The sequence below is a fragment of the Nonomuraea antri genome, assembly GCF_013283785.1.
In the GTDB taxonomy this organism is placed as follows: domain Bacteria; phylum Actinomycetota; class Actinomycetes; order Streptosporangiales; family Streptosporangiaceae; genus Nonomuraea; species Nonomuraea antri.
The window spans coordinates 14,503-34,083 of the sequence record NZ_JABCPZ010000081.1 but is presented as its reverse complement, the minus strand read 5'-3'; the positions used below and the strand labels follow the sequence as shown (position 1 = coordinate 34,083).

At 71.3% G+C, this 19,581-nt stretch carries 15 protein-coding genes and 1 other RNA gene; 1 reads left to right on the top strand and 15 read right to left on the bottom strand.

Annotated elements, in window-relative coordinates; genetic code table 11:
* Positions 1 to 21: 21 nt before the first annotated feature.
* Genes HII36_RS25550 through HII36_RS25530 form a run of 5 tightly spaced genes read right to left on the bottom strand, consistent with a single transcriptional unit; the run spans position 22 to position 5,490 of the window.
* Positions 22 to 768, bottom strand: coding sequence for a thioesterase II family protein (locus HII36_RS25550; protein WP_217369950.1), 747 nt, complete (start codon positions 766 to 768; stop codon positions 22 to 24).
* 7 nt (positions 769 to 775) lie between these two features.
* Entirely contained in the window at positions 776 to 1,534 is a 759-nt protein-coding gene (locus tag HII36_RS25545) for an AfsR/SARP family transcriptional regulator (protein ID WP_173525773.1), read from the bottom strand.
* Positions 1,512 to 2,909, bottom strand: a complete 1,398-nt coding sequence (locus HII36_RS25540) for an MFS transporter (RefSeq protein WP_173525772.1) — start codon at positions 2,907 to 2,909, stop codon at positions 1,512 to 1,514. The genes HII36_RS25545 and HII36_RS25540 overlap by 23 nt, the downstream gene beginning before the upstream one ends.
* Entirely contained in the window at positions 2,906 to 4,600 is a 1,695-nt protein-coding gene (locus HII36_RS25535; RefSeq protein ID WP_173525771.1) for a PEP-utilizing enzyme, read from the bottom strand. Before HII36_RS25535 ends, HII36_RS25540 begins: the two co-directional genes overlap by 4 nt.
* Positions 4,597 to 5,490 (bottom strand): PEP/pyruvate-binding domain-containing protein, encoded by an 894-nt coding sequence (locus HII36_RS25530; RefSeq protein WP_173525770.1) that lies wholly within the window; start codon positions 5,488 to 5,490, stop codon positions 4,597 to 4,599. The genes HII36_RS25535 and HII36_RS25530 overlap by 4 nt, the downstream gene beginning before the upstream one ends.
* 219 nt (positions 5,491 to 5,709) lie before the next feature.
* Here HII36_RS25530 and HII36_RS25525 point away from each other — a divergent pair, with 219 nt between their 5' ends.
* Complete coding sequence (locus HII36_RS25525; protein WP_173525769.1) at positions 5,710 to 6,453, top strand: DUF4253 domain-containing protein; 744 nt, start codon at positions 5,710 to 5,712, stop codon at positions 6,451 to 6,453.
* Here HII36_RS25525 and HII36_RS25520 read toward each other — a convergent pair.
* The 10 genes from HII36_RS25520 to ssrA form a co-directional block, all read right to left on the bottom strand.
* A complete protein-coding gene (locus tag HII36_RS25520; RefSeq protein WP_328807884.1) occupies positions 6,357 to 7,118 on the bottom strand; it encodes a 4'-phosphopantetheinyl transferase family protein in 762 nt (253 codons plus the stop codon). The two genes, HII36_RS25525 and HII36_RS25520, sit on opposite strands and share 97 nt — an antisense overlap.
* A 75-nt stretch (positions 7,119 to 7,193) precedes the next feature.
* On the bottom strand, positions 7,194 to 10,217 hold the full coding sequence (locus HII36_RS25515; protein ID WP_236003861.1) for an AfsR/SARP family transcriptional regulator: 3,024 nt from the start codon (positions 10,215 to 10,217) through the stop codon (positions 7,194 to 7,196).
* Positions 10,218 to 10,377: 160 nt separating this feature from the next.
* Entirely contained in the window at positions 10,378 to 10,557 is a 180-nt protein-coding gene (locus tag HII36_RS25510; RefSeq protein ID WP_173525767.1) for an acyl-CoA carboxylase epsilon subunit, read from the bottom strand.
* Between the two features lie 21 nt (positions 10,558 to 10,578).
* The gene (locus HII36_RS25505) at positions 10,579 to 12,180 is read right to left on the bottom strand and encodes an acyl-CoA carboxylase subunit beta (RefSeq protein ID WP_173525766.1); all 1,602 of its coding nucleotides are present in this window, start codon (positions 12,178 to 12,180) and stop codon (positions 10,579 to 10,581) included.
* Complete coding sequence (locus HII36_RS25500) at positions 12,177 to 15,002, bottom strand: AAA family ATPase (RefSeq protein WP_173525765.1); 2,826 nt, start codon at positions 15,000 to 15,002, stop codon at positions 12,177 to 12,179. The genes HII36_RS25505 and HII36_RS25500 overlap by 4 nt, the downstream gene beginning before the upstream one ends.
* A gap of 19 nt (positions 15,003 to 15,021) precedes the next feature.
* The gene (locus HII36_RS25495; protein ID WP_173525764.1) at positions 15,022 to 15,357 is read right to left on the bottom strand and encodes a hydroxyisourate hydrolase; all 336 of its coding nucleotides are present in this window, start codon (positions 15,355 to 15,357) and stop codon (positions 15,022 to 15,024) included.
* Between the two features lie 166 nt (positions 15,358 to 15,523).
* On the bottom strand, positions 15,524 to 16,045 hold the full coding sequence (locus tag HII36_RS25490; protein ID WP_173525763.1) for a flavin reductase family protein: 522 nt from the start codon (positions 16,043 to 16,045) through the stop codon (positions 15,524 to 15,526).
* Positions 16,046 to 16,047: 2 nt separating this feature from the next.
* Positions 16,048 to 17,592: a tryptophan halogenase family protein gene (locus tag HII36_RS25485; protein WP_173525762.1), complete on the bottom strand. Its 1,545-nt coding sequence runs from the start codon at positions 17,590 to 17,592 to the stop codon at positions 16,048 to 16,050.
* Positions 17,589 to 18,923 (bottom strand): cation:proton antiporter, encoded by a 1,335-nt coding sequence (locus HII36_RS25480; RefSeq protein WP_173525761.1) that lies wholly within the window; start codon positions 18,921 to 18,923, stop codon positions 17,589 to 17,591. Before HII36_RS25480 ends, HII36_RS25485 begins: the two co-directional genes overlap by 4 nt.
* A 179-nt stretch (positions 18,924 to 19,102) precedes the next feature.
* Positions 19,103 to 19,486: a transfer-messenger RNA gene (gene ssrA, locus HII36_RS25475) on the bottom strand.
* Positions 19,487 to 19,581 lie beyond the last annotated feature (95 nt).

Genomic DNA, 19,581 nt, shown 5'->3' with positions numbered 1-19,581 from the left:
GGCGCCGCCGGGCTTCGGGTTTCACCCCGTGGATCGAGGGACGAGGCGGGCCGCGACCAGCGCGGCGACGGCGGCCCAGTCCTCGGACAGGAAGAAGTGCCCGCCGTCGAACACGCGCAGCTCGAAGTCCCCGCTCGTGTGCTCGCCCCACAGCGCCACGTCATCGACCTTGACCCGGGGGTCTTCCGCCCCCGCCATGGCCGTGACGGGACACGTCAGGCCGGGTCCACCGGCCCATCGATAGGTCTCGATCGCCCGGTAGTCGGCACGCAGTGCCGGCAGGACCAGCCGCACCATCTCCGCGTCGGCCAGCACGCGCAGGTCCGTCCCGCTCAGCTCACGCACCTCGGCCAGCAGCCCGTCGTCGGAGCGCAGGTGGACGCGCTCGGCGCGCGGCACGCTGGGCGCCGAACGGCCCGAGCAGAACAGCCGTGTCACCGGCCCGTCCAGCCGCCGTGCCACCTCGTAGGCGATGGTGGCCCCCATGCTGTGCCCGAACAGGGCCAACGGCTCTCCGGCCCAGGGCGCGAGCACGTCCGCGATCCGATCGGCCAGCTCCCCGAGGTCGTGGAGCGGCTCTTCGAGGTGGCGGTCCTGCCTGCCCGGGTACTGCACGCAGTACGTCTCGATCTCCGGTGGCAAGGCCGCCGACAGCGGGCGGAAGAACGGGGCCGAGCCGCCGGCGTGCGGCAGGCAGACCAGACGTACCGTGCCCGGCGAGCCCCCGTGGAACCGCCGGAACCAGACGCCCGCCTCGGTGTCCGTCATCGTCATCTCACACCGCCACCGTGGTTTCGTCGTTCAGTATGCGCTGGTGCAGCTCCTGCAGGGAGCGGCACGGCTCGATGCCGATCTCGTCCCTGAGCCGCCGCCGCGCCAGGCGATAGATCTCCAGCGCCTCCGCCCTGCGGTCGGACCGGTGCAGGGCGGTCATCAGGTACTGGTAGAAGGTCTCGCGCAGGGCGTGCTCGTTCGTCAGCGCCGACAGCCGGCCGATGATCTCCCGGTGTCTGCCGAACAGCAGCTCCGTCTCCATCAGCAGCTCCAGGCAGTCCAGCCGGCTCTCCTCCAGCATGGTGGCGTAGGAGTAGACGATGGGAGAGTCGACCACCCCGCCGAACGCCGGGCCGCGCCACAACTTCAGCGCGCTGTTCATGGCCGCGGCGGCCGGGCCGTAACTGCGGGTCCTGTGCAGCTCCTGCGCGTGCTTGAACAGCGAGACGAAGCGCTCGGCGTCGAGCTCGCCCGGTTCCACCCGCAGCGTGTAGCCGCGCGGCCGGGTCTCTATGGGATTGTCGCCGCTGGCCGGATCGTGCAGCAGCTTGCGGAGCTGGGAGATGTAGACGTACAGGGCGGCGTTGGCCCGCTTGGGCGGGGCGTCACCCCAGATCGCGTTCACGAGCTGGTCGGTGGTCAGCAGCTGGCCGGCCTTGGCCAGCAGTATGACCAGCAGGTCCTCGACCTTCTTGGCCCGGAGCGCGCACCTGCCGCCCGCCCCGGTCACCCTGATCTCACCCAGAATCTCGTACTTCATTCGATCCTCCAGAACGTACGTGTGCCGGCTCAGGCTCCATTCGCGTCCTCCGATAGGTGAGTGCCATGGCCGCCGTGCCCAGGAGCGCGGCGGCGGTGAAGGTCAAGAAAGGCGGGCCGAAGCCGCCCTGGTGCACGGCCGCCGCGAGCGGCCCGGCGAGCAGCGCGGAGCAGGTGATGCTGCCCAGGTAGCGGGCCGTGGCGCCCACTCCGCCCGCCATGCCGGTCTCCGCCGGGTCCACGGCCCTGATCGAGACGAGCTGCAGCGCCGGGTTGGCCAGGCCGAGCCCGATGCCGCAGGCCGCCAGGCAGAGGCTGAGCTGCAGCGGCGTCAGCGCGGCCCCGGCGAAGCAGATCGGCGCCAGGCTCGCACCGGCCACGACGAAACCCGCCGTGGCCATCAGGCGCGGCTCGAAGCGGTCGACCAGCCAGCCGCCGAGCGGAGTCAGCAGCGCCACCGCGGCCAGCATCGCCGACAGCACGGCTCCGGTCGTGGTGGGCGCCCAGCGCTGGGCCATCAGCGACGGCAGCGCGAGCAGGGCGCCGTACATGACGACGTTGCTGAGCAGGGTGCCGATCGAGGCGGCGGTGAAGCCCGGACTGCGGAACAGCCGCGGCGCGACGACGGGATCGGGGTGGCGGTGCACCCTGATCAGGAACAACGTCAGCGTCACCGCGAACGCGACCGCCCAGCCGGCGACGGCCAGGCCGGAGCCCGGCAGTCCGAGCAGTTCGGTGAAGGTCACCAGCACCCCGCACAGCAGCAGCGAGCCGAGCGCGTCGAAGCCGCCCACGGCCCGGCGTGGCGCGCCGCGCGGCAGGATCAGCCATCCGGCCGCCACGGGCACCAGCAGCAGCACCAGGTTCACCCCGAACACCCCGCGCCAGCCGGTGAGCCCCAGGAGCATGCTGCCCAGGGTCGGCCCGGCCGCCGCCGCCAGCGGCGCGGACACGCCCACCAGGCCGAGCGTCTTGCCCAGCCGCTCCGGCGGTACGACGTCGCGCAGCAGCGCCATGCCGTTGGGCAGCAGCAGCGCGCCACCGGCCGCCTGCAGCGCGCGGAAGGCGACGAGCAGGGGCAGGTTGCCGGCGATCGTCCCGCCCAGCGAGGCGAGGAAGAACAGCGCGAGTCCGGCCAGTATGGTCTGCCTGCGGCCGTAGCGGTCGCCCAGCTTCCCCGCGATGGGCAGCAGGCACGACATGGCGATCAGATAGACGGTGACCAGCGCGTTCTCGCCACCGTACGGCAGGTGCAGGTCGTGCGAAACGGCGGGCAGCGCCACGGCGATCATGGTGGAGTTGAGTGGGCCGATGAGGATGGCCAGCATGACGCTGGCCATGATCAACGGCAGGCGCGCCACGCCTGCACCGGTCACGTCTCCTCCAGCAGCCTCACGATGCCGGTGCCGCCGTCGAGCTCCACCAGCTGGCCGTCCTTGATGGTCTGCGTCGCTCCCGCGGCGCCGACCACGGTGGGCACTCCGTACTCCCTGGCGACGACCGCGCAGTGCGACAGCACGCCGCCGGTGTCGGTGATGACGCCGCCGGCGATGGCGAACAACGGCGTCCACGGGGGCGCGGTGGTCGGCGCGACCAGGATCTCTCCCGGGCCGAGCCGGCCGGACTCCTCCAGGGTGTGCACGATCCGCGCGATCCCGCGCACCACTCCCGCGGCGCCCGCGGTCCCGCGCAGGGTGCCGGGCTCGGCGGCCACGGCCATCCAGGGCGGCGGCGCGGCCATCCCCGCCAGGCTGCCCATGAAGACCATGAACGCGGGGGTGATCTGCGGCGGCGCGTCCGAGCCGATCACGGGCTCCGGGGTGATGCCGGCGAACCTGCGCATCTCGGCGGCGTTCCCGGCGGCCACCGCGCGCGCGTCCAGGCCGTCCCGTGCGGTCAGCGCCGCGCGCAGATCGCCGGAGCCGAGCAGGAACACGTCCGCGACCTCGTCCAGGGCGCCGGCCGCGACCAGCCGCCCGCCCATTTCCAGGATGATGCGGCGGATCTGGTAGACGCCGCCGTAGTCGATGTAGAACGTGTGGTCCTCGGTCAGCACGCTGCCCGCCTGGGCGGCGGCCAGCAGCTGCTCGAACAGCTCGGCGACCGGCCGGGGATACCCGGCGAGCCGTTCACGCGCCTCGGCCACGGCCAGTTCGCGCTCCGCGGCCGCGACGCCCTGGGTGTGCTCGGGGGAGGCGCTGTCGGGCCGCCGCAGGTAGACGCTGAGGTTGCGGACGACGCCGACGGGGTTCTCCACCCAGCTCTCCGCGGTCAGGCTGCACATGTCGCCGCGCTGCCCGTACCTGTTCAGGAACGCGCGCAGCTCGTCCAGGAAGCCCTTGGCGGCCTCGATCCTCTCCAGCGCCGCGACGACCTGCTCGGCCGGCGCGCTCTCCAGCACCGCGCGCACCTCGGGCACGCCGCCGGCCACCCGGCTCAGCCGCCACAGCTCCCTGCCCGCCTCGACGGTCTTGTTCGGCAGGCCGCTGAGCAGCCGGTACGGCGCCAGCGGGTCCTCCTCCCCGAACAGCTCCCGGTAGGTGCGGTCGTACTCGTTGACCGCCGCCGCGGCGGGAAAGAGGATCATGAAGTGCAGTTCCCACAGCCGGGTGAGCCGATCGGTCGCCCGGTCGTACAGCGACACCAGCTCGGCGTCGGACAGGCCAGTCACGTCGATGCCGCTGAAGTCGTCGAGGAACGCCTGTAGCTGCGGCAGGTAGTCCTCGGCCCAGGCCCGTGCCAGGTCGTCCACGCCGGCCCGCAGCGCACGCAGCGCCGCCGCTCCCGCGGGGTCTTCCGGCGCGTCGGGGCGGGCCGGGCCCATGGCGCGGTAGACGTAGGTGTTGACGCGCCGGGCGAGCGTCTCCTGGAAGGAGCCCTTGAGCTCGGTGAACGCGTAGTCGGCGCCGCTCATGATGCGCCGGACGAGCACGTCGAACTCCAGCGGCGGCACCTGGTTGGGGAAGCTCTGGGTGAAGAAGCGCCACTGCAGCGCCTCGTCTCCGGGTTCGGACCAGACGACGGGGAAGTCGTTCTGCCCGAGCTCCTGGCCCTGGTCGATGCTCATGCTCCCGCCTCGCTCTCGTTCTTCGCGCCGACGCCGCCGGCCGGGGTGTCCAACGTCGTGATGGGACGGCACTGCAGGAGGTGGAGCCGGCCGCCGGCCCAGGCGAACTCGATGTCCACCGGGTGGCCGCAGGTCTTCTCCAGCTCCAGTGCCAGCCGCGCGGTCGTCTCCGCCTGAGCCGTGCTCAGCACGGGCGCCTCGCGCAGCCGCGGGGGCACGCCGACCTCGGCGGTGCCGCCCGCCACGGCGACGGTCATGCGCTGCTTGTCGGCCGGGGACACGGAGACGTCCCCGGTGCCGACGTCGTAGGCGTAGGTGTCGGGGGTGACGGTGCCGCCGACGACGCTCTCGCCCAGACCCCAGCTCGCGTTGATGACGACCTGGCCGCGCGAGCCGCTGACCGGGTCGACGCTGAACGCCACGCCGGACACGTCGGCGATCACGAGTTCCTGGACGAGGACCGCGTACTGGCCGGAACCTCCGTCGAGACCGTGCTGCCTGCGGTAGTCGAGCGCGCGCTCGGAACCGAAGGAGGCGACGCAGGCGCGTACGGCGGCGACGACCGCCTCGGCGCCGCGCACGTTGAGGTACGTCTCGTTCTGCCCCGCGAACGACGCCTGGGCCCCGTCCTCGTCGATGGCCGACGAGCGGACCGCCACGGGCACCGCCTCCTGGCCGCGCAGCCGTGAGAGCCGCGCGTAGGCGGCCGCGATGTCGTGCTCGTCCGGCTCGGACTCGCCGGACTCTCCCACGACGCCGAAGCCGGGCGGCACGTCGAATCCGGCCGCCAGACGGCTCAGAGTGGCCGCCTTGCCACCTACGACCGACGGGTCCTGTGCGGGTCCCGCCTCGCCGAGCCAGTGGATACCGGCTCTGTAGCTGAGTTTCACGATGGTTCAGCCCTCCTCGGGCATGGTTGCCCGAAATCGCGAAATGCACGAATATGCACTTGAGTTCGTACCATGCAGCTAAATGGCGGCTCAATGTCTCAGCGATTCTTTAGGGGGCGAGCACCCGCACTAGGGGGCAATAGGGGTGCAGCTGATATTTCGCCCGGCGTATCGTCGCGAATTATCGCGAATACCGCAGAGGAAGGCGATGATGAGCCGATGCGCATTCTTCATGAGCGCCCCACGACGGCCGATCTCGACCAGGCGCGGCCGCTGTTCACCACGCCGGAGGGCATCGAGGTCACGGGCGTGCCGCTGACCGGCCTGCCCGCCGCCGAGCGGCGCCGCGCGGTCCTGGCGGCGCGGTCCGTCACGTCGTGCTGGCCGGTGCTGATCGATCAGTCGTTCCCGGCCCAGCTCGAGTTCCACTGGACGCTGCCGGACATCACCATGCCGCTGCACGAGACGCTCCGGCGCGCGGCGCGGCTGTGCGACGGCGACCCGGATGGCACCCGGCCGGATTTCCCCGGCCCGCCCGTTCGGGACGTCCAGGATCCGCCGGTCGCCGGCGTTCCGTCGCGGCCGGACGGGTTCGAACCGCTCGCGCCCACGCTGCTGGGCGGCGTCAGCCGGGCCTACCTGGCGCTGATGCCGGTCGATGCGGGCTGGCAGGTGCCCGCGCTGCTCAACTACGGCGGCTGGAACCGCTACCCGAGCCCCGTGGAGCACACCGTGGTGCTGCGCCGCCTGTACGAGCGCTACGGCGCAGAACTGGTGGCCATGACCGACTGCAGCGCCGAGTTCATCGTCCGGCGTCCCCCGCTGACCAGGCCCGACGCCTGGCATCTGGCCTGGGAGCTGATCGGCTACAGCGACGTGGTGCGTGACCGGTCACCCGAGTCCGCCGTCCGGTTCGCGGCCGACTTGCTGGGGGCCGACCACTGGGTGGCCTCTTGGAGATGACCCGGCCGGCGACCGGCGGCCCTGACGATGGCGGTCGCCAGCAGGCCCCGCCTGGCCAGCCAGCGCCCGGTGAAGCTCTTGAGCACCTGTCCCTCCACCATGGCGCCGGGGACGAGCAGGCGGGCGGAGAACGTCCCCGCGGGATCCAGCGTGACCAGCGCGTTCTCGAAGCTCAGCCAGCGGTTGGTCAGCGGGAACCACGCCTTGTACACCGCTTCCTTCGCGCAGAACAGCAACCGGTCCCAGCACACCTCGGGATGCGCCGCCCGCAGCCGGTCGACCTGGGCCAGTTCGGCCGGCAGCGCGATGGCCTCCAGCACCCCGAACGGCAGTTCCTCGTCCGGCTCGGCGTCGATGCCGATCGTGACGACGCCGGTGGACTCGCCGAGCACCACGCCGCGGTAGCCCGCGCAGTGCGTGATGCTGCCGACCACGCCCATCGGCCAGCGGGGCTCGCCCCGCGGCCCGGGCAGGATCGGCGCCGGCGGCCTGCCGAGCAGGCCGAGCGCTCTGCGGGCGCACGCCCGCGCGGTGATGAACTCCTTGCGGCGTTTCTCCACCGATCGCTCGATCACCACTTCTTCTTCGGGGAACAGCATCGCGTGGGGAATGTCGTCGAAAGTGTCGACGGCGACCACTGAGGACGGCAGAATTTCCTTGATCACGTCAGCTCCTCGGTCCGATTCCCGAAAAAAAGCGTAGGCATGCGGCGCACACCGGGAAAAGGCACGGGAGCCGGATTAAGGGGAATAGGGGTTGCCCGGCAGATCGTCGATCTCCTTGCGCAGCCGCCGCCCCGCCCGCGGCCCCAGCTTCTCCAGCAGCGGCGCCGCCAGCTCCCGCGCCTCACGGGCCGCCGTCTCCGCCCCCAGCGCCCGATGCGCCTCGCCGAGCAGGAGCAGCACGCGTGCCTCGTGCGGCGGCACGTCCAGCCGGCGGAAGAACGCCAGCGCCCGCCGCAGGTGGGTGACCGCCTCTTCCGGCCGTTCGTCATACAGCGCCAGCTTGGCCAGGCCGACCAGGATGCGAGCCTCGGCGTAGCAGGCGTTGGCGGCGACGGAGAGGTCCAGCGCCTCGCGCAGCGCGGCCCCCGCCGCGGCGGGCTCGCCGAGCCGCAGCCGCGCCTCGCCGAGGCCGTGCAGGGCGTAGGCCTGGCCGACCAGGTCGCCGATGGCGCGCGTGACGGCCAGGGCGGCCTCGAAGCTCTCCTCCGCCCGGGCCGGGGCGGCCGCCGCCAGCATGGCCTGCCCCATGCGGTGCAGGAGCTTGGCCTCCACCCGCCGGTTCCCGGTGTCCCTGCTCAGCCGCAGCGCCTCGGCCAGCAGGCTCTGCGCCCGGCCCGTGTCCCCTGCCTCCAGCTCCAGCTCCGCGACCCCGTGCAGCACCTGGGCGACGGCGACCCGGTCACCGAGTTCGCTGAAGATCTCCAGCGCCCACTCGTAGTGCCGGACGGCTTCCTCCAGCCGTCCGGCCAGCCGGTGCACCAGGCCGAGGTTCCTGACGACGAGCGCCATGCCCTGGTCGTCACCCACCTCGCCGAACAGCGCGGCGGCGGACTCGAACGCGCGCCTGGCGTCGTCGAAGCGCCGCTCGGTCAGGTGCAGCGAACCCGTCGAGTAGAGGATGGCGGCCTGTCCGCGCCGGTCGTCGGCCTGCCGTGTCACCGCCAGCGCGATCCGGTGGGTCTCCCGCCAGTCGTCGAGGTAGACGCTGGACTCGAACAGGGTCACCGCGCTGATCGCCAGCCCCCAGCAGAGCTCGACGAATCCGGCCTGGGCCGCCTGCCTGATCCCGGAGATCAGTGTCGGGCGTTCCCGCTCGTACCAGGACATCGGCGCGGCGACGAGTTCCTCCACCAGGTCGTCGGGCAGCCGCCACGGCAGGACGGGGCCGCTGATCCTGGCTTCGCCGGTGTCCTGGTGCCTGCGTGCCGCGTCCGCCAGGCACAGCAGGCCGCCGAGGACCCTGGCCAGGGCGTCGGCCCGCTCGCCCGGGGGCTCGTCGGCGGCCAGATGCTCGCGGGCGAAGACCCGGACGAGGTCGTGGAAGCGGTACCGGGGGTGCGAGCCGGTGCCGACGCGCTCCACGAGTTGCGCGTCCATCAGGTCGTCGAGCAGTTCCCGCGCCTCGGCGAAGGGCAGGTCCATCAGCGCGGCGGCGATCCAGGCGGAGAAGACCTGGGTGTCCAGGATGGCCAGGCGGCGGAAGAGGCGGCGGGCGCCTTCGCTGACCGACTCGTACATGAGCGAGATGCTCGGCCTGATGCCCATGTCGCCGTGCTTGAGCTCGTCCAGCCTGCGGGTCTCGTCCTGCAGCCGGTCCGCGAGCTGCCCGATCGTCCAGTGGGGGCGGGCGGCCAGCCTGACCCCGGCGATGCGCAGCGCCAGCGGGAGCTGCCCGCACAGTTCGGCCAGCTCCTCCGCCCGCCCCGGCTCGGCGATCATGCGGCTGGTGCCCGCGATCCTGGCCAGAAGCTCCACCGACTGGTGGGGTTTGAAGGAGTCGAGCGAGAGATGGACCACCCCGGGCAGCCCGGTCAGGCGGCTGCGGCTGGTGATGATGACGGCCGAGCCCGGGTCGACCGGCAGCAGCGGCAGGATCTGGCTCTCGCTGCTCACGTCGTCCAGCAGCATCAGCATTCTGCGGTCGCCCAGCAGCGCGCGGAACATCTCGGCCCGCGCGTCCAGGCTGTCGGGCTGCGCGGTGCCGCGCACGCCCATCACGCGCAGGAAGCGTTCGAGCACCCGCATGGGGCTGATCGGACGGGAGACGCCGCCCCGCAGGTCCGCGAAGAGCTGGCCGTCGGGGAAGCGCGCGGCGACCGTGTGCGAGGCGTGGACCGCGGCGCACGTCTTGCCGATGCCCGGCGGGCCGAGCACGGCGATGATGGGCACCCCCGGGCCGTCGCCGTCGAGCACGTGCCGCCGGATGCGCTCCACCTCCCCCTCGCGGCCGGTGAAGTCGGCGATGTCGGTCGGCAACATCCGCGGCGCGGCGGGCACTCTGGCCGACGAGGAGAGCACGGCGGCGGAGCGCAGGTCGAGGCCGGGATCGGCGCCCCGGATCGCGCTTTCGAGCTGTCTCAGCCGGGCGTTGGGCTCGATGCCGAGCTCGTCGATCATCGTGCGTTCCGCGTCGGTGAACACGCGTAGCGCCTCGTCCCGCCGGCCGGAGCGGTAGAGGGCCAGCATGAGCTGGCCGCGCAGGCGCTCGCGCAAGGGGTGCTCGGCCACCAGCCCGGTCAGCTCCGCCACCAGCTCGTGATGCCGCCCGGCGGCCAGCTCCAGCTCCAGGCACTCCTCGTTCGCGGTGATGCGCGACTCCGTGAGCCTGCTCACCGCCGAGCGCACGAGCCTGCTGTCGATGCCTTCGAGCGCGGGCCCGCGCCACAGCCCGAGCGCGGCCCGGTAGTGCGCGATCGCCCGCTCGCCGCGCCCGCTGTCCCTCGCGTGCCCGGCCTGGGCGAGCAGGCTCTCGAACCGGTGGCAGTCGATCCGCTCGTACGGCACCTGCAGCGTGTAGCCCTGCGATTGGGTCGAGATGAGATCCGCCAGGCCGTGGACGGCGAACATCCGGCGCAACGCGGACACGCAGATCTGCACCTGAGATCGCGCGGTCGGCGGCGGACTGTCGCCGTACAGTGATTCGACCAGCCGTCCCATGCTCGCCGTTCGCGTCGGCGCGAGCAGGAGCGCGGCGAGGATGGTCTGCTGCCTGACTCCCCCGAGAGCCACGCTTCGCCCGTCGAGCACGGCCTCCAACATTCCCAGCACAAAGAAATCCACGTGGACGTCCCCCAGGCCATCACAAGGAAGTTCTTCTCCGTCCGTTCTCATGCTGGGGGCAATGTTTGATTAGGACAAGCACAAAAAGAACCGCATTGAGGTCACGAATTGTTTGCCGGTGAATATTGTTCCGTGAATGTTAAATCGATCTGGAGGTCCAGGAGCGGGGTGAGGCGTAGCCGGGCGCCGGACGTCCGTGCCGCGCCCGTCCGGCCCGCCTCGCGGCCGCCACCAGGCGCAACGCCCGTACGAGTGCTTCCAGTTCCTCCTCTGTCGGATCTCCCGCGATCACCAGGGGTGCTTCGTCCGCCAGGGTCATCTCCGTCCTCCTCCTTCGCCGTCACATCGGCGGGTTGCCGTGCTTGCGCCCCACCACGGGCGCGTGTTTGGCGCGCAGCAGCCGCAGCGCGCGTACCAGCGTCCATCGGGTCTCCGCCGGGTCGATGACGTCGTCGACCAGTCCGCGTTCTGCCGCGTAGAAGGGATGCATGAGGGTGCGGCGGTAGTCGTCCACGCGCAGCGCCCGCTGCGCCACCGGGTCGTCCGCGGCGGCGATCTCCTTGCGGAAGACGATGTTCGCGGCCCCTTCCGCGCCCATGACCGCGATCTCGTTCGTCGGCCAGGCGTAGGACAGGTCCGCGCCGATGGAGCGTGAGTCCATGACGATGTACGCCCCGCCGTACGCCTTCCTGACGATCACCTGGACGCGCGGCACGGTCGCGGCGCAGTAGGCGTACAGCAACTTGGCTCCGTGCCTGATGATCCCCCCGTGCTCCTGATCGGCCCCGGGCAGGAAGCCGGGCACGTCCACCAGGCTCACCAGCGGGATGTTGAACGCATCGCACATCTGGATGAAGCGGGCGCCCTTCTCCGAGGCGTGGATGTCCAGCACCCCGGCCAGCCGGGCGGGCTGGTTGGCCACGATCCCCGTCACCTGGCCGTCGAACGTGGCCAGCCCGCAGATCAGGTTCTGCGCCCACCCGGCGTGGAACTCGAAGAACTCGCCGTCGTCGACGATCTCCGCGATCAGCCGGGCCATGTCGTAGGAGCGGGAGGGGTCGGCGGGGACGAGGTCGAGCAGGGACTCGCAGCGCCGCCGCGCCGGGTCGGCGGTGGCCACCACCGGTGGCAGCTCCCGGTTGTTCGCGGGCAGCAGGGCCAGCAGGTAACGCACGTCCTCAAGGCACGACACCTCGTCCGGATAGACGAAGCCCGCCACGCCGGACAGCGTGCCGTGCACGCGAGCGCCGCCCAGGTCGTCCTGGCTGATGTCCTCGCCCGTGACGGCCCGCACCACGTCGGGCCCGGTGATGAACATCTGCGCCGTGCCCTGCACCATGAAGACGAAGTCCGTCAGCGCCGGCGAGTAGGCCGCGCCGCCCGCGCAGGGCCCGAGTATGACGCTGACCTGCGGGACCGCCCCCGACATGCGGACGTTGCGCTGGAAGATGCCGCCATAGCCGGCCAGGGCGGTGACGCCTTCCTGGATGCGCGCGCCCGCGCCGTCGCAGAGCCCGATCAGCGGCACCCCGGCGGACTCCGCCAGGTCCATGACCTTGTGGATCTTCTCAGCGTGCGCCTCGCCGAGCGAGCCGCCGAAGATGCGGAAGTCGTGGGCGTACACCATCACCTCACGTCCGTGGACGAGCCCCCAGCCGGCGACCACGCCGTCGGTGTGCGGGCGGCGATGTTCCAGCCCGAATCCGGTGGCGCGGTGCCTGCGGAACGTCTCGATCTCGGCGAAGGTGCCCTGGTCCAGCAGGATGTCCAGGCGTTCGCGCGGGGTGAGCTTGCCCTTGGCGTGCTGCCTGGCGGTGGCCTGCGGGTCGAGCCCCTGCTGCGCGCACTCCCGGACCAGCGCCAGCTCCTCCACCCGGCCTCGCATGGTCTCCGGCGGCAGGTCCGCCGCCGAAGGGGCGGTGAGATCGTCCGTCCTGTTCATGTGCCCTCCTCAGCGGAGCGGGTTTCCGGCACGGCACGGTCGCCGCGCCGCGGCCCTCGCCCCTGGCGGGCTCCCGCGCCACCGGAATCGGCGGCACGCGGCGGCCTCAGGTCGAGGGTGGCGGGCAACTCGACCCGCCGGGCGATGCCGAGCTTGCGGTAGGTGCGGGTCAGGTGCTGCTCGACGGTGCTCACCGTGAGGTAGAGCCTGGCCGCGATCTCCTGGTTGGTGTGGCCTGTCGCGGCCAGCACGGCCACCCGCTGTTCGGCCTCGCTCAGCAGTTCGGCGGCCCGGCCGTGGACGCCTGTCTCCGTGCCGTGCGGCCGGGCCGCGACGTCGTCCGCCGAGAGCGCCGCCAGCAGGGGCGCGGCCGCGCAGCCGTGGGCCACGGACTGCGCCCACACCGTGATCATGCCGGCCCGGCGGAACTCGCCCAGCTCGCGGTAGGCGGTGGCCAGGTCCGCCAGCACTCTGGCCAGCTCGTAGCCGTCTCCCGCGCGCTGGAGCAGGTCGACGGCCCGGCGCAGCAACATCGGCCGGTGCCGCGGCTCACCGACGGCGGCGAGCACGCGCATTGCCATGCCGTGCGCCCTGGGCGTCGCCGGGGTGCAGCGCCTGAGCTGGTCGGCGATGAGCCTGGCGGCCTCCTCCTCGCGATCCAGGCGCAGGCAGGCCTCGGCGGCCTCGACCCGCCAGGGCAGGAAGCCCGGCACGTCCAGCCCCCACTCACCCATCAACTCCCCGCAGCGCCCCAGGTCGCGCAGCGCCAGCGCCGGATGGCCGGTGGCCAGGCAGAACCGGCCGCGCGCGTACAGGTACGCCAGCCCGTACCTGGTGTCGAACATCGAGGTGAGCACCACCTGGTCGAGCTGGTCGTGGACCACGTCGTACTCGCCCATGGCCGTGGCCGCCTGGATGAGGCTGCTCAGCGGGCCGCCCGCGGTGACGCCCCAGCTCGTCAGGGGCATGGCGGCCAGAGCCGCGCGGGCGTGCCGCAGGGCGGTGGGCATGTCGCCCTGGCGAACCGCGATCTCCGACCTGATGGCCGCCAGCCTGGCCTGACGGCTGGGCGCGTTCCTGGTCGAGGCCTCCTCGATGAAGGCCTCGCACCAGGGGGCCGCCCGGTCAGGGCGTTCGCCGAAGGTGAGGGCGAGCAGGGCGCTCTCCACGGTGTCCATGGACATCTCGTCCAGGTGGCTGCCGCGCAGGATCTGCTCGACGGCTCTGACGGTGGGCTCCGCCGGCCCTTCCGACAGGACGTGGGCCAGCATGAGCGTGGCCTTCAGCCGGCGGTCGGCCGACACCGACGGCACCTCCGTCACGGGCAGGTCCGGCACGCGCACCTCGGGATGGGTGACCCGCAGCCATGGGGAGATGACCAGGAGCTCGGCGGCCGTCTCCGGGTCCGTCCCGACGTCGCGGCCGGCGTGCTGGAGCACGTCCTGGGCCTCGTCGGTCCGCCCGTGCCACAACAGCGCCCGGGCCAGCACCACGGCGTCGCCGCCGCGCAGGTATCCGCGCTGGAGCGCGTCGGTGAGCTCGGCCAGCCGTTCCGCGGGAGCCGACGGGTTGATCCGCCACTCGGCCCTGACCAGCATGGTGGCGATCTTGGTGCGTTCGTGCTCGTCGGCGCACTCGTCCCAGGCCAGTCTCAGGCACGACACGGCCTGATCCACCTTGCCTTCGCGCAGCGCGTGCCTGGCCGTGTCCTCCAGGACGGAGACCACCCAGGGCGCGTCGACCCGGTCGGCCCGGAGCAGATGGGCGGCCACCTCCGCCGGGGGCGCGCCCCGCTCGTAGACCAGCAGCGCCGCCTGGTGGTGCAGCCGCATCCGCTCCTCGTCGCTCATCGCGGCCAGGATCGCCGCGCCCGCCGTCTCCGTCCTGAGCCGGCCGTCCACGACCAGTCCCGCCTCGGTCAGCCCCGCCAGGGCGGCGGCCACGTCCTCCTGACCGGCGCCGAGCAGCCGGTCGAGCTGGTCGGCGCCGCCGAGCACGGCCAGGCCGCGGGCGGCGGGCAGCAGGCGCGGCTCACCCCGGCGCAGGCACGACAGGACGGCCCTGCCGTACCAGCCCTCGGGGATCAGCGAGGTGGCCGTCTTCTGGGCGCGCCGCGCCTGATGGTCCTGGATCAGCGCGGTCAGCAGCAGCGGGTTGCCGCCGGTGAGCGCGTGCCATTCCGCGGAGAACCGTTCGGCGGTGCGCCGGCCGAACGCGTCGACGGCCATGGCCAGCGCGCCCTCCTCCGACAGGGTGGTCAGGTGGACCCGGCGGGAGTGCTGCTGGCGCAGCAGTTCGCTCTCCAGCAGGCGCTCGCCGCCGCCGCCGTGGTCGTTCTGCCCGAAGACGGCGGCGACGCGGGCGAACCTGGCCCGCCGCGCCAGATACGCCAGGCAGACCAGGGAGGCGCGGTCGGCGTGTTGCACGTCGTCCACGATCAGGGCCACCGGGCAGCGCTCCGACAGCTGCAGCAGCACCGAGCCCAAGGCGTGCACGAGGTGGGCGTCGATCGGCTCCCCCGGCTCCTCCCCGCCCTCGGCCAGCAGCGCCATGGCGCGGCCGAGCTCCTCCTCCGTCAGCGGGGCGTCCTGGATCAGCTGGCCCATGACGCCGAGCCGCAGGTCGCTCTCCAGCCGTGAGCAGGTCGCGATGACCGCGACCGCACCCAGTTCCACCACCTGCTCGGCGAACTCGGACAGCAGGGCGCTCTTGCCCACGCCGACCGCGCCGCTCACCAGGGCCACCCGGCCCCGTCCCGACCGTGCGTCGGCGAGATGCCCCCGGAGGACGTCCAGCGCCTCGTCTCGTTCCCTCAGCATCATCGGTGGTGGTTCCTTCCCCTCAGTCCTGCGAGCCGCAGAAGATCGAATAGGAGTACGGCGAGATCAGGACATGGATCCGGTAGGAGTCACCTTCGTCGCAGATGCGAAACAACACGTTGATCTCGGGATAGGCGGCGGTCAGGCCCAGGCCGGCGAAATAGTGGTCGCTGTCGAAGACGACGCGGTACAGGCCACGCGGCAGCCGGTGCGCGTCCCACTCGCGGACGCTCCCCCTCCGGTCCGTCTTGGCCTTGGCGACGATCGACCAGCTCTGGTCACGTACTTCCAGCCCCACCCGCATTCCGGCAACGGACCTGCCGTGGATGCTGTCCAGGGCTTGCACGTTGATCCCCATCAAACCGACGCCCATCTGCCAGGCCCGCCGTCGCGGACGCACTCCATCTGATGTCCAGCGTGTCCAAGGCCGTTATCGGTTCGCCATTGGCCGCTTATCGGTGCTCCCGTGGGCCGGAAAAGCCGCGCCGCCAGGACATTTCCTGGCGGCGCGGCATTGTGGCCCGCTACAACGGCACAGGCCCGGGAAGCCAGGCGCTGAAGCGGCGATGGCCATACATGAGAGGAACATCGGAAACGAGATCTATGTCGGTTATCTGGCCGAAAACAACTACGTGGTCGCCTGCGGTGCGCACGCTTTCCACCACGCATTCCGCGACGGCGAACGCGTCCTCCACCAGCCACGGCGCCCCCACCATGCCCGACGGCCGCCACGGGATCCGGGTGAACCTGTCGGGAGTCCTGGACGCGAACAGTTCGGCGGCGCGCTGGCCTCGGGCGTGCAGCAGGTTCACCGCGAAGCTGCCCGCGGATTCGATCGCCGACAGCGTGCCGCTGCGTGCGTCCAGGCACACCAGCAGCATGGGCGGTTCGAGGCTCACGCTGGTGAGCGAGGTGCAGGTCAGCCCCTTCGGCACGCCGTCAGCGCCGATCGCCGTGACCACGGTGACCCCGGTCGGGAAGGAGCTCATCAACGTCCGGAAGCTCGCCTGCGCCACCTGCGGGGTGACGGTCGTCGCGTCCAGCATGATTACGCCTTCGCGTGGATCGTGGCCAGATAGTCCTCACAGCTGGGCAGGGCCGCGACCAGCCGTTCCGCGTTGCGACGCACACCGGCGAACTCCTCGAGCGCCCGCTTCGGATCGAGGTGCGCCAGCGCGGGCCGAGGTCCGGCCGGCTCCATGCCGAGCCCGAGCAGCATCGTGTTCCACGAGTACGTCTCGAAGCCGTGGTAGGCGGGGTAGATGGTGGCGTCGTCCAGCAGCGTCGTGGCCGCCACGGCCAGGCGTTCCTGGAGCCCGTCCGGCATCCGCCGGATCTTGGCCTCCTTCCAGTACGGCGTGTCGTCGCGGCCCGCGGCCCGGTAGTGCAGGACGAGGAACTCCTTGACCCCGTCCACCGCGTGCGCGACCCGGTTGTTGTAGCAGTCGCTCAGCACCGGGTCCCAGCGCTGGTCGGGGAAGTACTTCACCAGCTGCTCGATGCCGTGCTGGATGAAGAAGATGCCGGTCGACTCCAGCGGCTCGACGAAGGCGCTCGACAGGCCGATCGCCACGCAGTTGGCCACCCACGAGCGGCGGTTGCGGCCGATGCGCATCCTGATGTGGTTGGCCTCCAGGTCCTCCATCCCCGGGGCGGCGAACTCGCGCAGCGTGCGCTCGGCCTCCTCCGGCGTGCAGAACTCGTCGGAGTAGACGTAACCGGTGCCGTCGCGCTCGCTCAGCGGAATCGTCCAGATCCACCCGGCCCCCTGAGCCGTGGCCTTCGTGTACGGGTTCACCCCGGCGCCCGGGGCCCGCGGCACGCGTAACGAGACGGCCCGGTTGTTCGGCAGCACGTCCTGGAAGGACTCGAACGGCTCGCCCAGCGTCTTGTTGATGAGCATGCCGCGGAAGCCCGTGCAGTCGACGAACAGCTCGCCCGCCAGGTCCCCGTGCTCCTTCGTGCGCACGTGCGTGATCCAGCCGCGCTCGTCCTGGCCGACGTCGACCACGTCGTCCACGATGTGGGTGACGCCGCGGGCGGTGCCGTACTCGGCCAGGAACTTGGCCAGCAGATCGGCGTCGAAGTGGTAGGCGTAGGGGAACTGGTCGCGCTGTTCGGCGAGCGTGGAGCGGCCCAGCGAGCCGTCCAGGCCCCCGGCGAAGAGCGAGCCGTCGAGCAGGCGCGGCGAGCGCTGCGCCTCGCACAGCCACGGCGTGATGTAGCACTGCTTGTCGAACCTGTCGTCACGGACGCCGGCCTGCAGCCACCAGTCCGCCAGCGTGAAGCCGTCGGCGACCGGCAGGCGCTCGAAGGGGTGGTAGAAATGGTGGCCGATCCGACGCCAGTCCTGGAAGCGGATGGCGAGCTTGAACGAGGCCGAACAACGCGGCATCCACTCCCGCTCCTCCAGCCCCAGGTAGTCGAAGAAGTGGCGGACGGTGCTGAACGTGGCCTCCCCGACGCCGATGGTCGAGACCCGGTCCGACTCCACCAGGGTCACCGCCACCCTGTCTCCGAAGGCGGCCTTGAGGTAGGTGGCGCTCATCCATCCGGCGGTCCCGCCGCCGACGATGACAACCGATTTGATCATATTCCGCTCCTTGTTGGTTGTTTGCCGGACGTCTTGAGTGGGGCCGAGCCGGCGAGTCTCACCTGTTCCAGCGCGTTGTGCTCGACCCTGGCCATCGCCACCCGCAGCAACGGCGGGGCCATCAGCGACGTGATCACCGCGACGAGCACGATGATCGTGTAGGTCTCGGCCGTCAGCACGCCGAGTCGCAGCCCGGCCATGGCCACGATCACCTCGATCACGCCGCGGGCGTTCATCGCGGCGCCGAGCGCGAGCCCTTCCCAGTGGCCCATGCGACTCAGGCGGGCGCCGAGGTAGGCGCCGGCGAACTTGCCGACGATGGCGATCGCGAGCACGAGCAGCGCCAGCCCCAGCACGTCCAGGCGGGTCAGCGCGGTCAGGTCCATGCGCAGGCCGGCGGTGGCGAAGAAGATGGGGGCGAACACGCCCAGCACGACCGTGCGCAGCGGCGCCAGGGCGGCGGGGTCGGGCTTGCCGTACTCGCTGATCAGGATGCCGCACAGGAAGGCGCCGAAGATCGCCTCCAGGCCCAGCGCGTGCGTGCCCGCCGCGGCCAGCAGGATCAGTGTCACGGTGACCGGGATCGGCAACTCCGGCGTGCGCCCGGCGACCCGGTAGATCCCCCGGCTGAGCGGGCGGCCCACCACGATCGCGAACACGATCACGGCGCCCATGACCGCCAGCGAGGCGACCACGGACCCGGTACGCAGCCCCGAGGTGGCCATGGCCGAGACGATCGAGAGCATGAACCAGCCGAAGGCGTCGTCCACCATGCCCGCGGCCAGCGTGAGCTGACCGATGTCGCGGTGCATGAAATTCATGTCGAACAGCGTCTTGGCGATGACCGGGATGGCGCTGACGCACATGGCGACACCGAGGAACAGCGCGAACACGACCGGGTCCGAGCCGCCCGCGGCCAGCGAGGGCGGCAGCAGCAGCCCGGTCCCGATGCCCAGCCCCAGCGGGATGACCAGCCCGAAGAAGCTGATCGCCGCCGATCTGCCGCCGTGCCGACGCACCAGCCCGAAGTCCAGGTGCAGCCCGGTGATGCCGACCAGCAGCAACACGCCCACCTGGCCCACCGCGTCCAGCAGATGGAACTGCGCGGGATCAGGGGGGAAGAGCCCGCTGGCCAGTTCCGGCCAGGCGTGACTGAGCACCGACGGCCCCAGCAGCACGCCCGTGCACAGTTCACCGACCACGGCGGGCATCCCGAAGCGCTTGGCCACCCGTCCGAGCAGGATGGCCACCAGCAGGAGCACGCCGATCTGCAACAGGAAGATCATGAGGGGATGCGCGGGGATGGGCGGGACTGGAACGCTGGTCGGCATCGGGACGGCCTCCATTTCGGTCGCTCGTCCGAGCGTGAAGGCGTGGTCTTAAGCGCCGCCAAAGCCGATGCAGCGGCGGTCGCGCCCGCTGCGGCGGCGCGGATCGCCGCGGTGCGCGGGCAACAAAAAAACCGCCCCTGACCCGTCGATGTCTCGACAGGTCAGAGGCGGTCTTGAACTGGTGGAGGTGGCGGGAATCGAACCCGCGTCCTTCAACCCCAAGTCAGGGCTTCTCCGGGCGCAGCCTGCTGTGTTTTTCTCGGCCCCGGCGATCACGCAGGCGAGTCGCCGACGGGCTCAGCCACTGTTGGATTTCCCGATCTCCCCCGTGGCCGGGTAGATCGGTTGAGCCTTCTAGCGATGCCAGACACCGGGCCGAAGGCACTCCCGGGCTGACAGTGGTTTCGCTACTTAGGCAGCGAGCGCCAGGGAACCCTGGCTAGCCACAGTGCTCTTAGAATTGGCACTTGTTGTTCGCGGTCACAGGATTAACGAGGTTATGTCCGCAGTCCTCGGCCCGCTTCACCTGGCTTGCAAGATCGAAGTCGAAGCCAGTCACCCCCTGTGCAGTTGTCAACACACCCCGCGCGGCGAGGTGAGCAACATGAATGTACATGGGATAACACCCCCAACGCCAACTTAATTCCGGCGTGGCGAA

Excerpts from the sequence above, each read along its gene's own strand:
- HII36_RS25550 (WP_217369950.1), bottom strand. The coding sequence starts at position 768 with ATGACGGACACCGAGGCGGGCGTCTGGTTCCGGCGGTTCCACGGGGGC.
- HII36_RS25545 (WP_173525773.1), bottom strand. The coding sequence starts at position 1,534 with ATGAAGTACGAGATTCTGGGTGAGATCAGGGTGACCGGGGCGGGCGGC.
- HII36_RS25535 (WP_173525771.1), bottom strand. The coding sequence starts at position 4,600 with ATGAGCATCGACCAGGGCCAGGAGCTCGGGCAGAACGACTTCCCCGTC.
- HII36_RS25525 (WP_173525769.1), top strand. The coding sequence starts at position 5,710 with ATGCGCATTCTTCATGAGCGCCCCACGACGGCCGATCTCGACCAGGCG.
- HII36_RS25515 (WP_236003861.1), bottom strand. The coding sequence starts at position 10,217 with ATGTTGGAGGCCGTGCTCGACGGGCGAAGCGTGGCTCTCGGGGGAGTC.
- HII36_RS25510 (WP_173525767.1), bottom strand. The coding sequence starts at position 10,557 with ATGACCCTGGCGGACGAAGCACCCCTGGTGATCGCGGGAGATCCGACA.
- HII36_RS25505 (WP_173525766.1), bottom strand. The coding sequence starts at position 12,180 with ATGAACAGGACGGACGATCTCACCGCCCCTTCGGCGGCGGACCTGCCG.
- HII36_RS25500 (WP_173525765.1), bottom strand. The coding sequence starts at position 15,002 with ATGATGCTGAGGGAACGAGACGAGGCGCTGGACGTCCTCCGGGGGCAT.
- HII36_RS25495 (WP_173525764.1), bottom strand. The coding sequence starts at position 15,357 with ATGGGGATCAACGTGCAAGCCCTGGACAGCATCCACGGCAGGTCCGTT.
- HII36_RS25490 (WP_173525763.1), bottom strand. The coding sequence starts at position 16,045 with ATGCTGGACGCGACGACCGTCACCCCGCAGGTGGCGCAGGCGAGCTTC.
- HII36_RS25485 (WP_173525762.1), bottom strand. The coding sequence starts at position 17,592 with ATGATCAAATCGGTTGTCATCGTCGGCGGCGGGACCGCCGGATGGATG.
- HII36_RS25480 (WP_173525761.1), bottom strand. The coding sequence starts at position 18,923 with ATGCCGACCAGCGTTCCAGTCCCGCCCATCCCCGCGCATCCCCTCATG.